Source organism: Pseudofrankia coriaricola, assembly GCF_032027725.1.
GTDB lineage: Bacteria > Actinomycetota > Actinomycetes > Frankiales > Frankiaceae > Pseudofrankia.
The window spans coordinates 1-14,907 of sequence record NZ_JASNFO010000125.1; the positions used below are offsets into that span (position 1 = coordinate 1).

General features: G+C 71.2%; 14 protein-coding genes. 4 read left to right on the top strand and 10 right to left on the bottom strand.

Features of this window, described 5'->3' with window-relative positions; translation table 11 throughout:
* Together QOZ89_RS42810 and QOZ89_RS42815 are read right to left on the bottom strand one after the other, a co-directional pair.
* A partial coding sequence (locus QOZ89_RS42810) for an ISAs1 family transposase (protein ID WP_241841897.1) occupies nucleotides 1-440 on the bottom strand: 440 nt, incomplete at its 3' end.
* A 6-nt stretch (nucleotides 441-446) separates the two neighbouring features.
* The gene (locus QOZ89_RS42815) at nucleotides 447-842 is read right to left on the bottom strand and encodes a transposase family protein (RefSeq protein WP_241841736.1); all 396 of its coding nucleotides are present in this window, start codon (nucleotides 840-842) and stop codon (nucleotides 447-449) included.
* A 1,026-nt stretch (nucleotides 843-1,868) separates the two neighbouring features.
* Here QOZ89_RS42815 and QOZ89_RS42820 point away from each other — a divergent pair.
* Together QOZ89_RS42820 and QOZ89_RS42825 are read left to right on the top strand one after the other, a co-directional pair.
* A complete protein-coding gene (locus QOZ89_RS42820; protein ID WP_071048018.1) occupies nucleotides 1,869-2,099 on the top strand; it encodes a hypothetical protein in 231 nt (76 codons plus the stop codon).
* A 387-nt stretch (nucleotides 2,100-2,486) separates the two neighbouring features.
* Nucleotides 2,487-3,749 carry a tyrosine-type recombinase/integrase gene (locus QOZ89_RS42825; protein ID WP_198543173.1) on the top strand — a complete coding sequence of 421 codons (1,263 nt, stop codon included), beginning with the start codon at nucleotides 2,487-2,489 and terminating at the stop codon, nucleotides 3,747-3,749.
* Between the two features lie 217 nt (nucleotides 3,750-3,966).
* On the opposite strand, the gene QOZ89_RS42830 is transcribed toward QOZ89_RS42825, so the two are convergent.
* The 7 genes from QOZ89_RS42830 to QOZ89_RS42860 all read right to left on the bottom strand — a co-directional run bounded on the left by QOZ89_RS42830 (nucleotide 3,967) and on the right by QOZ89_RS42860 (nucleotide 11,213).
* On the bottom strand, nucleotides 3,967-4,203 hold the full coding sequence (locus QOZ89_RS42830; RefSeq protein WP_071048020.1) for a hypothetical protein: 237 nt from the start codon (nucleotides 4,201-4,203) through the stop codon (nucleotides 3,967-3,969).
* A 210-nt stretch (nucleotides 4,204-4,413) separates the two neighbouring features.
* Complete coding sequence (locus QOZ89_RS42835) at nucleotides 4,414-5,466, bottom strand: IS110 family RNA-guided transposase (protein ID WP_116271469.1); 1,053 nt, start codon at nucleotides 5,464-5,466, stop codon at nucleotides 4,414-4,416.
* 198 nt (nucleotides 5,467-5,664) lie between these two features.
* On the bottom strand, nucleotides 5,665-6,090 hold the full coding sequence (locus tag QOZ89_RS42840; protein WP_071048021.1) for a DUF6262 family protein: 426 nt from the start codon (nucleotides 6,088-6,090) through the stop codon (nucleotides 5,665-5,667).
* Nucleotides 6,080-8,248, bottom strand: coding sequence for a tyrosine-type recombinase/integrase (locus QOZ89_RS42845; RefSeq protein ID WP_131803880.1), 2,169 nt, complete (start codon nucleotides 8,246-8,248; stop codon nucleotides 6,080-6,082). The genes QOZ89_RS42840 and QOZ89_RS42845 overlap by 11 nt, the downstream gene beginning before the upstream one ends.
* Nucleotides 8,245-9,474 (bottom strand): tyrosine-type recombinase/integrase, encoded by a 1,230-nt coding sequence (locus QOZ89_RS42850; protein ID WP_071048023.1) that lies wholly within the window; start codon nucleotides 9,472-9,474, stop codon nucleotides 8,245-8,247. The genes QOZ89_RS42845 and QOZ89_RS42850 overlap by 4 nt, the downstream gene beginning before the upstream one ends.
* A gap of 66 nt (nucleotides 9,475-9,540) precedes the next feature.
* Entirely contained in the window at nucleotides 9,541-9,810 is a 270-nt protein-coding gene (locus QOZ89_RS42855; protein WP_071048024.1) for a hypothetical protein, read from the bottom strand.
* A 311-nt stretch (nucleotides 9,811-10,121) separates the two neighbouring features.
* A complete protein-coding gene (locus tag QOZ89_RS42860; protein ID WP_157910462.1) occupies nucleotides 10,122-11,213 on the bottom strand; it encodes a transposase in 1,092 nt (363 codons plus the stop codon).
* Nucleotides 11,214-11,578: 365 nt separating this feature from the next.
* Between QOZ89_RS42860 and QOZ89_RS42865 the strand changes: the two genes are divergently transcribed.
* Together QOZ89_RS42865 and QOZ89_RS42870 are read left to right on the top strand one after the other, a co-directional pair.
* Entirely contained in the window at nucleotides 11,579-11,713 is a 135-nt protein-coding gene (locus tag QOZ89_RS42865; RefSeq protein WP_274536506.1) for a hypothetical protein, read from the top strand.
* Entirely contained in the window at nucleotides 11,710-14,103 is a 2,394-nt protein-coding gene (locus QOZ89_RS42870; RefSeq protein ID WP_071048026.1) for a tyrosine-type recombinase/integrase, read from the top strand. Before QOZ89_RS42865 ends, QOZ89_RS42870 begins: the two co-directional genes overlap by 4 nt.
* On the opposite strand, the gene QOZ89_RS42875 is transcribed toward QOZ89_RS42870, so the two are convergent.
* Complete coding sequence (locus QOZ89_RS42875; RefSeq protein WP_312629916.1) at nucleotides 14,042-14,890, bottom strand: TIGR02569 family protein; 849 nt, start codon at nucleotides 14,888-14,890, stop codon at nucleotides 14,042-14,044. The two genes, QOZ89_RS42870 and QOZ89_RS42875, sit on opposite strands and share 62 nt — an antisense overlap.
* Nucleotides 14,891-14,907 lie beyond the last annotated feature (17 nt).

Below are 14,907 nucleotides of genomic sequence, written 5' to 3' on the forward strand. Positions count from 1 at the left end.
AGCGCGGGGCTGGCCTGATGCGTCGGCAGGCTCGTGACCGCGTGGATGGTCTCGGTCGTTGTCTGGCCGCCGGTCAGGGGCCCGCGGCGGCGGGTGATCTGGATGGCCTGGGCGGCGTGCGGGAAGTCGATCCCTGCGCGGACCTCGGTGGCCTTCACGGTCCGCCGCTCGGCGCGACCGTGGCCGCGGTTGGTCGTCCGGCAGGCGGTGCGGGCCTTTGTCCAGGGCAGGGCGGTGGGCTGGGCCGCAAGCGTCGGGCGGTTCGCCTTGACGATCGGCAGGTAGTGGGCGCCGTGCGCGACCAGCCAGTTGGCCGTGTCGTCCTGGGTGTGCAGCGCGTCGGCGGTGATGACGGTGTCGGTCAGGTCGACGGTGGCGAGCAGGTCCTTGATCGTGGGGATCTCGTTGGTCTTCGCGTCGACGGCGCACTGGCCGAGCACGACGGCCTAGCGTTGGTCGAGCGCGGCGAGCAGGTGCCGGCCGGCCGTGTCACCGGCCCGGCTGCCGCGCAGGGTCTTCCCGTCGCCCGCGACCCGGCGCCGCTGGCCCTTGCCGGGCTCGGTCCTGCCGGCGACCCAGGCTCCCAGCGCCGCGTCCAGGGCGTCGGCGTCGAGCAGGGCGAAGACCCGGCGGAACGTCGAGACGTCCGGGACCCGGACGATCCCGAGCCGGCCGGCGACCGCCTCGCCGGCGTCGGCGGCCCATTCGGCGATCGCCGTGAACGAGCGGGCCCCGACGAGCACCGCGCACGTCGCCAGCGTGAGCACGACCGGCAGCCGGTGGCGCCGGCCACGGCGTTTCCGCGGGTCGACGACCTGCTCGGACACCGCGAGCAGATCCACCGGCGGCACCCGGCGGCCACCGACCGGCGCCACGGCGGCCAACTGATCCAGGACAGGGACAGCCGACGATAATGGTGCGGCGGGCATGGCACCTCGAGGACGATCAGGCTGGCGTAGGAACCTCCATGATCATCCGAGGGCCATGCCCGTCCTCTTTCGGCCCCGCCCACCAGCACCAACCCGCGCCCTGGAACCACCGGAAACCCTCAGCACGACCTACCGGTCGCTACCAAGCAAACTTGCCGCAGCCCTGGCTATACCCCAGCGGCATCGCCACGCGCGGGGATCTTCCCTTCCTGCACGGCGTGACCATGCCGCACGGTTCGTCGTCCCCGCCCGCGCGGGGATCTCTTCCGGCTTGATCCATCGCCGTCGCCGTCTTGGGGTCGTCCCCGCCCGCGCCGGGGATCTTCCCGTCTGGCTGGGCACCTCGATCGAGACCGACCGGTCGTCCCCGCACGCGCGGAGATCCGCCTTATGGCGTGTGGCGGTTGGTGGTCTGGATCGTCCGGCCCGTCGGCGTGGAGCCTTCTGTGCTCGGAGTGGGGCCGATTGTTCGGTGACTCCCGATGTCAGGCGCGTGTGCCGTTAGTGGTTGGATGTGCGAGTCAACATCGATGTGTGGGGCGTGATGGTCGATGCGGCTTTGGGTGTGGTGTGGGGGAAGTCGAGCGAAGGGGCGACGGCGCTATTCGATCTGTCCTCGCCACGGAACGCGTGGGTGGACCACGACGCGAGGGCGGGCTGGCCATCGGAATGGTCCGATGGCCTGCCCCCCGGTCGGAACGAGGGTTAGTAGTCCGTGCGCCTGACGGCGCACCCTGATCGGGTGAAAACTGTCTGTGGATCGTCCGGCTGACGTCGTGTCGACTTGGCGCGTTCCGGAGCCCGTGGGTTAGTAGGACGCTGGGGATCTGATCGACAGGCACCCGGAACTGTTGCCTCGAGCACGTGAATCAGACTCTTTGACCTGGTAGATCCCCGCCGGGCGGTCCGCTCCGGTCGGGACCAGGCGGGAGGTGCCACGTGGACGACGTGGTGCATGAGCGGTGCGCGGGCATCGACATCAGCAAGGGCGACGTGAAGGTCTGCGTTCGGCTGCCAGGGACGGGCCGGCGCAGGAAGAGCGAGGTCCGGACGTTCTCGACGATGACCCGGGATCTGCTGGTGATGCGGGACTGGCTGCTCGCCGAACGGGTCACGGTGGTCGGGATGGAGGCGACCCCGGTTATCTGTAGTTTTCAAGATCGAATCTAGGGTTTTTGCAGGTCATGGCTGTCACGGACGCGTACGCCATGGGAGGGACAAAAGCAGCACCGAGGAGCGACGAGCGCCAGACCCGCTGTCGGCTCGGCTGTCCCCATGACGGACGGTCGCCGGATAACCCGTACGCCACGGCCGAGGAGGCGGACAAATCGGCCCGTCGACCGCCGTCGCGGACGGCCCCGCGGCGACGCCTGATTACCGGCGCCTACTGGAAGCCAGTGTTCTACCTGCTCGAACACGACCTGGAGTGCTGGCTGCTCAACGCCCGACACATGAAGACGGTCCCCGGGCGCAAGACCGACCCGTTGACCGAACTAGCGGCACGTTCTGTAGTGGGATGCTCGCGCTGTGGTGGTTGGCCCGCTAGGTTCGCTGCTCGTGATCAACGAGGGCGAGGTGCCGCGGGACCTGGCGCGGCTGGTGGTGCCGTTGCTGGGTGGGTTGGAGTCGACTGGGGATCTGTTCGCGCCGTATCGGCTGGTTGACGGTGATGGCCGGCCGGTGGCGCCGGTCGCGGCGTTCTTCGCCGAGCTGGCGGCCTGCGGGCGGCCGGCGACGACGCAGCGGTCGTATGGGATGGATCTGCTGCGCTGGTTCCGGTTCCTGTGGGCGGTCGGAGTCGACTGGGACCAGGCGACCCGGGTCGAGGCGCGGGACTTCGTGCGGTGGCTGCAGGTGACGGTGAAACCGGCGCGGCCGCACTGGCGTGACCCGTCGGGCGACCCGCCGTCGCGGGACCGGGCTGCGGCTGGTCGGGTCAACGCGGTGACCGGCAAGCCGTCGCGGGGTGATCGGTATGAGGCGTCGACGGTGGCGCACTGCGAGAGCGTGCTGCGCGGCTTCTACGACTTCCATCTGGAGGCGGGGACGGGGCCGATGCTCAATCCGTTCCCGCTGGCGCGGCATGCCCGGCCTGGTCGGGCGCATGCGCATCACAACCCGATGGAGCCGTTCGACCGGGGCCGTCGTGGCCGGTATCGGCCGAAGGTGGTGACGCGGGCCCCGCGCAGCATCCCGGACGACCGGTTCGACGCGCTGTTCGCCCGGCTGGGGTCACATCGTGACCGGGCGCTGGTCGCGTTCTGGGTCTCGACCGGCGCGCGGGCCAGCGAACTGCTCGGTGCCACGGTCGGCGATGTCGACCCGGGCCAGCAGCTGATCACGGTGATGCGCAAGGGCACCCGCGTGCTGCAGCCGTTGCCGGCGGCCCCGAATGCGTTCGTGTGGCTGCGCCTCTATCAGGCGCAGTTGTTCGGGCTGGTGCCGGCGGGCCGGGACGAGCCGTTGTGGCGGACGTTGCGCCGCCCGTTGCGGCCGCTCGGCTATGACGCGACGCGGGCGATGTTCACCCGGGCCAACGCCGGGCTGGACGCGAACTGGACGCTGCATGATCTTCGCCATACGGCGGCATACCGGATGGCACGCGATCCCGGGATGCCGTTGACCGATATCCAGTGGGTGCTCGGCCACGCACATCTGTCGACCACGCAGCGCTACTTGAACCAACCCTCGGGAATTGCGCCAGGCGGGCGAGAACCCGCAGGTGGGCAGGTCAGCCGGCGTGCGGAATGGTGCGGGACGGCCGGCCGGGGACGCCGCCTGACCAGGGTGTTCTCTCGCGATCTTCTTTCTGATGCGTGATCCACCCGTCAGACCTAAATTCGCCAGTAGGGCCACTGGAGATCGTCTGGGGCTTCTCGGTTTGATCGAGGCCGGGTTGGGGACCGTTTCTCGGTTTTGGGGCAGGGTGAGGGTCCGGATGCGCTCCGGGACAGCGGGTCCGGGTCCTGTCGGGGCCGCGATGGTGACCGTGGGCGGGGTGGTGCGCCGGAGACACGGGGTGGTGGCGTGCTGACTGTCAGGTGGCTGGGATAGGGGTCGCGGCGCGTAGTGCGGCGAGGGTCCTGGTGAGCAGGTCACCGCGGCCGGGCGGCAGCCGCAGGAGGAGCTGTCCGGCGTGGCGGACGAGCCGGCCGGGGACCAGGAGCAGGTCGTGGCGGAAGCGGGCGGCGTGCGCGCGGCCGGCGTGCTGGTCGTAGCCGGAGATGGCCTGGAGCAGCGCGGAGATCCAGCCGGCGAGGACCGCTGCCCACATCCAGACCTGGTTGATCGTCGGGTCGGCGGACGGGAGGTGGCGCAGCCCGGCTCCGAGCTTGTGTTCCTGGTCCGAAATTGGGTCGCAACGTGGGCAGGCTCGCGCCCACCCGCGGTGACCACGCTGGGACGGGCTGCTGAGGGGGCCGACCCTGCTGGGATGGGTGTTGTACGGCGCCGGCCGCGCTGGGACGGGCGCGGCCGGCGCCGATCAGGTGGCGGCGGGGGTGAGGGTGACGATGAAGCCCTGGGCTTCGAGGGCGTGGACGTGGGTGCGCCGGACGCGGTTGGGGTCGATCCGGCGGTCGAAGTAGTCGGGGCCGAGGTCGTGGAAGTGGGCGTCGGGGTCGGCGAGCAGGTGCCAGACGATGGTCAGGATGGAGCGGCCGACGGCGACGATGGCTTTCTTCTTGCCGCGGCGGGTGAGGCGGCGGTAGCGGGCGCCGAGGAAGGTGTTGGTCCTGCCGGCGGTGACGGCGGCTTCGCCGAGGGTGCGGGCGAGGTAGCGGTTGCCCTTGCCGGTGGAGTTGCGGCCTTTGCGTCGGCCGGCGGACTCGGACGTGATGGGGGTGAACTTCGCCCAGGAGGCGAGGTGGCCGGCGGTCGGGAAGCGGGTCGCGTCAGCGCCGATCTCGGCGATCAGGACGTGGGCGCTGTCGGGTCCGATGCCGGGGATCTCGTCGAGCCGGGCGACCAGGTCCGCATACGGCGCGACCGCCGCCTCGATCTTTTTCTCGAGGTCGGTGATGTCGGCGGTGGTGGCGTCGATGCGGGCGAGCATCCGGCGCAGCAGGTAGGCGTGGTGGTCGGTGAACTCGCCGACGAACGCCTCCTCAAGGTCGGGGATCTTGCGGCGCATCCGGGTGCGGGCGAACTGGGCGAGCCGCTTCGGGTCGCGCTCGCCGGCGACCAGGGCGGCGAGCATGGACCGACCGGAGGCCCCGAACATGTCGGAGGCGACCGTGCCCAGCTTGATCTGGGCATCCTCGAGCAGTTTCTCGACGCGGTTCATCTCCGCGGTGCGCACGTTGACGAGGTCGGTGCGATAGCGGGTCAGGTCACGCAGCCGGCGCAGGTCGGCCGGCGGGACGAAGCTGGGCCGGATCATCTGCCGTTCGGCGACCTTGCACAGCCAGACAGCGTCGATCGAGTCCGTTTTGGGCCTTCCGGGCAGGTGTCTGACGTCGCGGGCGTTGACCAGCCATGTCTCGAAGCCGGCGGCTTCCAGGACGTAGAACGGCGAGCGCCAGTAGTCCCCGGTTATCTGTAGTTTTCAAGATCGAATCTAGCGTTTTGGCAGGTCAGGGCCGTCACGGACGCGCCCGCGACGGGGCGGGTCGGCTCGGCCGGATCAGTGTGTGCGGACCCGGGGTTTGGCGCCGAGGCAGGGGCAGCGCCGCGTGGGGTTGTCCGGCGCCGCGCTGGGGGCGGTCGTCACGTGACGACTGTGTCCGGGTGGCGCTCACGGGTCGTTGGGGCTGGTGTTGGTGCCGGCCGTGGCGTTGGGGCCGAGGCGGCGGCGGAGTAGCAGGTTCTCCCCGTGGGCTGCGGCGAGCGCCTCGTTCAGCGCGGTGATCTCGGCGCGGTGGCGGGCCTTGAGTTCGCTGAGCTGCGCGGTCAGTGTCCGCACGATGTTGCTCGGCTGGTCCGGTTCCGCCGGTCGGGATGGCTGGGCGGTCTGCGCCTCGCGCAACTGCTCGATCCGGCTGCGCAGGCCGGTGTGTCGATAGAGGAAGTCCAGGGAGACCCCGGATCTGGCGGCCAGGCCGCGGAAGGTGACCGGCTCGCCGGCGGCGCGCATCTCCTCGAGCGTCTTTTCGGCTCTGGTCACGGCGGTGGCGGTGCGCGTCGCGGTGGCCCTGCGCAGGTTGTCGAGGTTACCGGCCATCGGGCTGGCCCCGTCCCAGGTCGCCGGTCGCGCGGCGGGCCGCGGCGTCGGTGCGGGCGACGACCCCGGCGCCGCGGACCGGCTGCCCCTGCGCGGCGGTGTCGGCGTCGAGGGCGGCGATGACCGCTCCGAGGGCGGCCGCCTCGCGGTGACGGCCGGCGAGCCAGACGTTGTCGGTGCCCATCGGGGCGCCGGTGCGGGCGGTGAACGCTGCCTGGCGGGTGTCGATGAGGGTCAGGGTGCGGCGGTGCTGGGCGCGCAGTTCGGGCAGGAACGTCGCGTCGGTGGTGAACTTGTCGCACGTCAGGCAGGCGTTCCCCCGGTCGCAGGACTGCCGTGGTGGCAGCAGGCAGTAGCCGTTCGGCAGGATCCGGTCGGTGCGGCTGTCGAGATGCAGCAGGTCGTAGAGATCGGCCGCCGGCATGGCGAGCTCGCGGGCGTCGGCTGTGCGCTTGCGGTAGCGCAGGAACTCCGCCTCGTGGGTCTCGGTGAGGGTCTTCGCGTAGTGCATCGTCATTGTCGGTGACAGATGTCCGAGGTAGCGCTGCACGACGTGGATTGGCACCCCGGCGTTGAGCAGGCTGGTCGCCTTCGTGTGCCTGAAGCGGTGCGTGCGCTGGAAGTCGACCAGACGGCCGACGTCGTCGCGGATATCGAGCCGGCGGGCCATCTCGGTGAGCATCCGGTGCAGGGTGCTCGACACGTAGGGCCGGTTGCCGTGGCGGTTCATCTTCTCGCCCAGGAACAGGTAACGCGGCGTCGCTCCCGGCGCGCCGTGGCGAGCGATCCATCCGGACGCCCATTCCTGTTGCGCGCGGATGATCGTCACGATCTCGCGGTCGACCAGGACCGTGTCCGGCGCACCGTCGATCTTGGTCTGTTGGTAGCGGAGCCGGGCGGCGAACGCGTCTGGCTCCTCGTCGGACGGCACCTGCGTGGCGAGCGCGCAGAGCGGGTCGTGGTCGAGCAGGAGCAGTTCGCTGATCCGCCGGCCGAGCCGGGTCTGCAGCATCATGATCCGCATGGCCTGCTCGTCGCCGAACCCGCCGTTGGCCACCGGATCGCCGAGCATCCCGATGCTGGCCATGATCTGCGTGAACGCGGCCTCGGGGATGACGTTTTGCTCGGTGTCGCGGTGTGTCACGGGACGGGGGATCTCGCCGCGCCGGTAGAACGCCGCATGCTGCGGTCCGAGGCGCAGCCAGCCTGGGTCGCCCAGTGTCGCCGCGGCCTCGTGTTTGTGGTCGTGCATGAAGGCGTAGAGCTGCTCGACGGAGATCAGCAGGATCTTCATGTGGTTCGCGGACAGCGGCTGTCCCTCGGTCGGCCCGCGGCTGGCCCGTGAGGCACGGACGTGGCCGAGGTAGTCGAGCATGAGGGCCCGCACCCCCTCCGGCGTGTCGGCCAGGTGCATGGGACGCCCGCCGCGGCTCGCGAGGAACGCGTCGAACATGGTCATGGCGAACACCCGCTGGCCGACGGTCGACCATCGCAGCGCCCCGGTCTCGAGACTGATCTTGCAGTACCACTGCAGGCCGAGGCGCAGCCGGGGCGCGCTGACGCGCTGGAAGTAGATCGCCTCACGGCCCTGGGGCTCGTGCGCGCGCAGCGGGATGCGGGGATCCTCGACCGGGTTCCAGGACTCCCGCTGCCACCAGGGTCTGGTGTCGTAGGCGAGGGCGAGCAGCCGCAGGAACCGCACCAAGGTCTCCCGCACGGTCTGCGTCGAGCGCGCGGTCGGCAGCCTGCCCTTGCGCCGGTGGACCGCCAACGAGAACTGCTGGCACCAGTCCCGCGCCGGCAGGTCCATCAGCGAGACGGGGCCGCGAGCGCCGAGGTCGGCGACGGCCTCGGCGAGGCGGCGGGTCAGCATCGCTACCCCCGGTAGCGCGATCTTCCCGCCCAGCTCGATCACCCGCAGACAGCACCAGGTCAGCTCGCGGCCCATCGGCTCGGGCAGTCTCTCGACGAGGATCGCGTTGCTCGGGGCGGCCGCGGTGAACGCGTCGCGGTAGCGCTCGGGCGCCGTCGCCGCCGACAGCCGGCCCAGCCGCAGGTCATCAGGAACCGTCGCCCACAGCTGGTCCAGGATCACGGGGTCATAACCGCACCCCGCGGCGGCCAGGTTGTCCATGACTTCCTCGACCGTGATGTTCACGAGCACGGTCCGATCTGCCCGCCGCCGGCCACGGCCTGGGGGCGCCAGCCCGCGGTGAACGCCCGCCAACTCGCCGCCGCTCTCGCATCGGCATCCTCGGTCACGTGGGCGTAGATCTCCAGCGTGGTCTGCACGTCGGCGTGGCCGAGCCGGCGGGACACGACATGCACCGGCACCCCTGCCAGCAGCAGGGCGGTGGCATGCGAGTGGCGCAGCCAGTGGGGCGCCCAGCCCGTCGGGACCTTCCCGGCGAGGTCGCGACGCAGCCGGCGGACCAGGTCATAGACCGTCTCCGGTCGCCACGGCGCGAACCGCGTCCCGCCCGCGAGGTTCACGAACACCGGCGCCGTGTCCAGATCGGCCACTGCCTGGTCGACGCCGGCGTCGCACAGCTGCCAGAGGTACTCGCCATAGAGCCGGTCGAGCGCGTCCGACACATAGATCCGCCGGTAGCGGCCGCCCTTGACCCGGACCCGGTGCGGATGCTCCCGCGGGACGACCTCGAGGAACGGGGTGTCGCCGCGGCCGGTGTGCCAGTCCCGGTGCTGCAGACCCAGCGCCTCACCCAGGCGCAGGCCGCTCTCCGCCAGCAGCGACCACAGCAGCCGGTCACGCGCCTGCCCCCGCCACCTGCCCGTGGCCGCGTCGAACGTCGCGCACGTATCGCAGATCAGCTCGATCTGCGACGGCGTGAGCACCGGTGGTGCCTGCCGCGACGGGGTGCGGACCCGCACGACCGCCCGCTCCCGGCCACGCCTGCGGGCGACGTGCTCGAGCATCGGCCGGTAGGCCGCCCGCCCGCCGTGCACCAGCCGAACGAGGTCGCCGCCCAGCGGCACGCCGTTGAGCTCGTGGTAGCGGTAGCAGGACGTCATAGCCCGCAGCCGGTTCGCGACCGTCGACTCGGCGACCCGCGCGGCCCGCGGCTCGATCGACACCACATCCGGCCCGTCCCCGCAGCGCAGCCACGTCAGAAACCCGCCTACCCCCGCCAGCGTCACCGCGTCCCAGGCCAAGCCGAACACCGCCAGATAGCTCCACCACAGCGCGAGCGCCCGCGCATACGAGCGCACCGTGTTCGGCGAGGAGCCCTGCGCCCGCAGGTACTCCAGGAACTCCTCCGCCGGCCCGACCACCCGGTAGTCCGGCCCGAGCACCGTCCAGCTCGTCGCGCCGTCCGGCAGCACGAGCCGCTGCGTCCGACACGGCTCCCCAACGTCTGTCACGTCTCGTAACGTAGCGACTACAGATTCGCCGTCCGTGACCGACACGCCGGACCGATTCCCGACCTGTCAACCTCCGTCACGGACGGCCTCACGGCGACGCCTGATTACGGACGTCGCCTCCATGATCACTCTGGTGACGCCGAGGGTGCGCAGGTGGTCGGCCATCCCGACCAGCGAGCGGGTCATGGTCGGGTAGGTGGCGACCTCCTGGAGCCGTCGGCCCGGCCGGTCGTCGTCGGGGACCCGTACACAGCAGGTCAACTCCGCCTTGCCGATGTCCAGCGCGGCGATCCGTTGGATGATCTCTTCGGTTTCCTGGGTCTCCTTCAGCACCACGGGGTGCCTCCCGTCTCCGGTGGGTCCGGACAGGTGGCTGCCCGCAGGAGCCGCGGGGCAGGATCGAATCTGGTCCTCGTGCTCGTGGCACACGGAAGGGCCCACAGGTGCGGCTCCCAGCGCCCGACTTGATCACGGCCTGAAGCGACCACGGAACCTCGACGTCGGCGGGCAGCCGCCAGAATCGTCAACCTGCACCGGGCCCCCATCAGGAACGCTGGAACGCCGGCGCACACCGAGCCCACAGCTGCCTCCAGCCCGAGACCCGAAGCGATCACCACAACCCCGGCAGCGGGCTGCCGCCAGAAATTTCAGCCCGGAACGGGCTTCCCCAAGGGAACGGGGGACTTGATCCGTGTTTCGATGTCGGCGCGGCCGCGGAACCACCACTCGACGGCGACGATGCCGCCTGGCTCGTCCGCGGGCAGCGAGGTGACGAGGAAGCTGACCGCCCAGCTGTGGTCGATCATGCCGTCGAGCAGGAGCTGGCGCTGGCCGGGCACGAGCGTGCGTCCCCGCCGCGAGCGCGGGTCGGCGGAGACCTCGCCGGCGGCGACCTTCACCCGGCGCACGATCGTGTAGGTCCCGGGCGGGGCGCCCTCGGGGGCGTGGTCGCCGGCGGCGACCTGCGCGCCGCGCATGTCACGGGCCTCGACCCACCGGTCCTCGGGGATCTGGGCGTAGGCCCGCCACAGCGCGGCGCTGCGCGGCGCGGAGATCGCGAAGTCGCCGCCCGCGGCGACGACGGCCCGCATGAACGCGGTCGAGTAGAACCCGCTGTCCGCACGGACGACCGGTGGGGCGCACACCGCGTCGGGCAGCACCGAAAGCGCCCGGCGCAGCAGGGCGATGACGTGCGGACGCGGGTCCTGGTTACCGGCGAGCAGATCGGCGGCCAGGGTCAGCCCGGTGCGCGCCCAGCTGACCAGCAGCGGCCGGCCCGCTCGCCTGCCGTCATGGGTAAAGGCGACTCCGCGCTTCTTGCGGCCGTAGACCTCCACGTCGGAGGAGTCGCAGTCCAGCACCGGGCGTCCGGTGACCAGCTCGGCGCGCCGCTGCGCAGGCAGCAGGCGCATCATCCGCCTGGCGATCACAGCCAGCCCGCGTTCGATCCCGGCGAGCTGCGGCGGTCCGAACCGCCCGGCGAGCCGGGCCGCGGTCCGCGACGGAGCGCACGGCACCGGCGCCAGCCACGCCCCCGCCCGGTCCGCCCGGGACCGGTCCAGCCCGACCAGCGCCGACTCGCCCTGCAGCTGGCTGCTCGCCATCCCGACGAGCAACTCGGCGCCAGTCAGCCCCCGGTCGCGCTGCTTGATCGGGCCGATCCCGTCGTCGAGCGCGCCGACAACACCGAGCCGATCGACGAGCTCGGTCACCGCGACCAGCCCCGCGGCCCCCGTCACCGTCGGGTCGACAGGACCGATCCGGACCAGCGGACGGCGCCCGAGCCGGGGCACTGGACCGCCCGCGGAGGGCTTCCCTGATGATCTGCTGCCGCGTAGAGTCGTCACCCGTCAGGTGCCTTTCGCCTGGGACATCGGTCTGGTGTGAGAACCCCGATTCTCCCTGCGCGGCAGGCACCTGTTCTCTTATAACGATCTACAAGACCCCAACATCAACGCCCTACTGGCGGATGTAGGTCAGACGGCCGCGATAGCTGGTGGGCACTTTTCAAAGCGCATCGAGGAAAAGGGCGGGTCATCCTGGGCGAAATCGGGCGCCTCGGGAGGGCATTCGGACGGTTCCAATAACCGACTGTGCCATTACGGTGCCCGAGGATGTGATCGCCGGTGTGCTGGCCTTCCACGCTCGCCAGCGTGACCGTGCGCCGGCGGCGCGGCCAGCGGCCGGATACCGGGCGGAGAGCCTGCGGGTCCTGTTCGGCGAGGACGGCCAGTCGTGACCACCGGCACCGGACAGCCGGCCGCGCCGCCGCGCGCGGCGGCGCCGGCGCCGGGCCGGGCGGCGGCCAAGGCGACCGGGGCGCGGCTGCTGGCCGCGTTCCCGCCCCGGCCGGTCGTGTCACAGTGGCCGGCGACGCAGGCCGGCCGCACCGAGGTACTGGCCCGGGTGCTCGCGGCGCCGTTCGCTCTGGACAGTCCCGCCAGCCAGCAGACCCGCCGGCTGGGGGTGCTGGCGGTGCTGAGCTGGCTGCAGATCCAGGCCGGGGACAGCTGGCAGCAACGCTGGCAGGCCAGCGGCGCTGAGGACCTGCTCGACTGGCGGAACGCGGTCACCGCCGGCCCGCGGGGGCAGCTGCCGCACCTCGGTCCCGGGCTGCTGGTCCTGGTCTGCGCCGATGTGATCCGGCCCGGTCTCGGCTTTCTGCTGCGGTTCGCCCCGGCCCGGCGCGGGCTCGCCGCCGAGATGGCCCGCACCCGTGACCCCGTCACGTTCGCCGCGTTCGACCAGCTGTGCGCGCAGGGCCAGGTGGGGCTGCAGACCGGGCAGCAGGCACTGGGCCGCATCGCGGTCATCATGGCCGCCAAGGGCGGGCCGGCGGACGCGGTGCGCGTCGGTGACTGCGTCGAGCTCCTGCAGGCCGCCGCGGACCTGCGTGTCTCCTCGGGTTCCGAGGCGCACGCGCACAGCCCGCTGTTCTACCAGCTGCTGCGCCGCCATGGGGTGCTGGGCGAGGACGCGCCCGCGGCGATCGAGATGTTCTCCGGACGTGGGCAGCCCAGCTGCGAGCAGCTGATCGACCGTTACCGGATCGCGTGCCGTCCGGTGCGTGACGTGCTGGTGGACTACCTGCGCGAACGCCAGCCGTCGGTGGACTTCTCCTCCCTGCAGCGCTTCGCCTACCTGCTCGGCAAGCTGTTCTGGGCCGATCTGGAAGCCCACCACCCGGGCCTCGACTCGCTGAAACTGCCCCGCGACGTCGCGGCCGCGTGGAAGCAACGGGTGATGACCCGCACCCGTGCCACGACCACCCCCGACGGCGAGCAGGCCGAGGTCGTCTCGACGCGGCTGGACGGGCGCAGCGTGCTGTCCGCGGTGCGTGCCTTCTACCTCGACCTCGCCGAGTGGGCCGACGACGACCCGGCCCGCTGGGGCCCGTGGGCGGTGCGCTGCCCGGTGGCCGCCAGCGACGTCTCGCACAAGAAGGACCGGTCCCAGCGCAAGGCCCGCATGGACCAACGCACCCGCGAACGGCTGCCGGTCCTGCCCGCGCTGGCCGCCTGGGTCGAGACCGAACGCGCCCGCACCGCCGCACTGCTCGCCGCCGCCGAGGCCACCCCGCCCGGCGAACTGTTCACCGCCGCCGGCTCCGAGACGCTGCGCCGGACGGTGATGAGCACCCTGACCACCGGCCGCCTCTGGGCCGAACCGTCCGGCGGCGGCCGACGCCGGGACCTCACCTTCGAAGAACACCGCGGCTTCTGGACCTGGGCGACGGTCGAAGTGCTCCGCCACAGCGGCATACGGATCGAGGAGCTCACCGAGCTGTCGCACCACAGCCTGATCCAGTACCGGCTGCCCGAGGGCGGGCAGCTGATCCCCCTGCTGCAGATCGCCCCCTCCAAGACCGACACCGAACGGCTGCTGGTCATCTCACCCGAGCTGGCCGACGTCCTGTCGACCATCGTCGCCCGCATCCGCGGCGGCGGATCACGAGTGCCGCTGGTGGTCTCCTACGACAAGAACGAGCGCGTCTACAACGCGCCGATGCCGCTGCTGTTCCAATGGCGCCGACGCCTGGAGAACCGGCCCGTCACCGAGACCTCGCTGCGCGGCTACCTCGATGACGCGCTCACCGCGCTCGGCATCAAAGACGCCTCCGGCCAGCAGCTGCGCTACACCTTCCACGACTTCCGCAGGCTGTTCATCACCGACGCGATCCTGCACGGCATGCCGCCACACATCGCCCAGCTCGTCGCCGGCCACCGCGACATCAACACCACCATGGGCTACAAGGCCGTCTACCCCGAAGAAGTGATCAACGGACATCGGGCGTTCCTTGCCCGTCGCCGCGCGCTACGGCCCAGCGAGGAATACCGCACCCCCACCGACGAGGAATGGAACCAGTTCACCGGCCACTTCGAGCACCGCAAGGTCTCCGTCGGCGACTGCGGCCGCTCCTACGACACGCCCTGCATCCACGAGCACAGCTGCTTAACCGAAATGATCTTGCTGTCCTCGTGGGCCGCCTTCCCTGGGAGGACCGCTCACGGAGAGTACGCACATCAGATTGCCGTCGCTCGGGCTTCGGGCGTGTCGCGGGAGCGGCTCATGGATCGTGGCGGTTGCCCGAGTTCGGATCGTGGTTGGCGTAGGTCACGGCGAGGTTGACCGCGGGTCGGTAGGCCTCGACTTGGTCCGGTGTCCACCCGGTGGGTCCGAAGGCCGCCTCGTGGGTGGCGATCCGGTAGATCAGGGCTCGGACGAGCATCTGACCCCAGGCTGGCAGGTGCGCCCATCGGGCAGCGAGGTCGGGTGAGGCTCCGTACCAGCACAACGCGTCGGCGACCGCGACGGCCGAGGCCCAGGACGCGGGGCGCCAGTACGCGGGCCAGTCGATGATCGCCGGTGGCAGCCCGGCGGCGAACAGTACGTTGCCCGGCAGATCGCCGTGCACCACCTGCGGGGTGAGGTCGACCGGACGGCGGCTGCGTGCCAGTGGTGCCAGCAGGTCCAGGGCCGCCGGGCAGCCACGGACCGGGAGTTCTTCCCACGCGACCCTGTCCCCATAAGCCCACGGGTCGTCGCGGAGGTCCAGGAACGCCGGCCGGGGCAGGTCCGCGATTGCCGCGTGGAAGGCCGTCCCGGCGCGGAGCACGTCGTCTTGCCGGCTGACGTCTGGCTCGCCCGCAACGAGTTGGCACGCCTCCCAGCCGTGGGCCACCCATGCCCCGTCCAGCGTCTGGACGGGGCGGGCAACGCGGAACTCGGTGGCGTCCGGCAGGCCGGTGAGCACCTCGGCTCGCCAGAGCGTTTCCGCCAGGAGCTCCACCGGTTTGAGGACGAGCTGGCCAGCTCGCCAGGTCCCACCTTGGCCGCCGGGCAGTACGACCGGGTCGTCCGCGACGCCGAATGCCGCCAGCACGGCATCTGACGGGCTCGCGACCGGAGAGTTCACATCCAAGATCATAATCT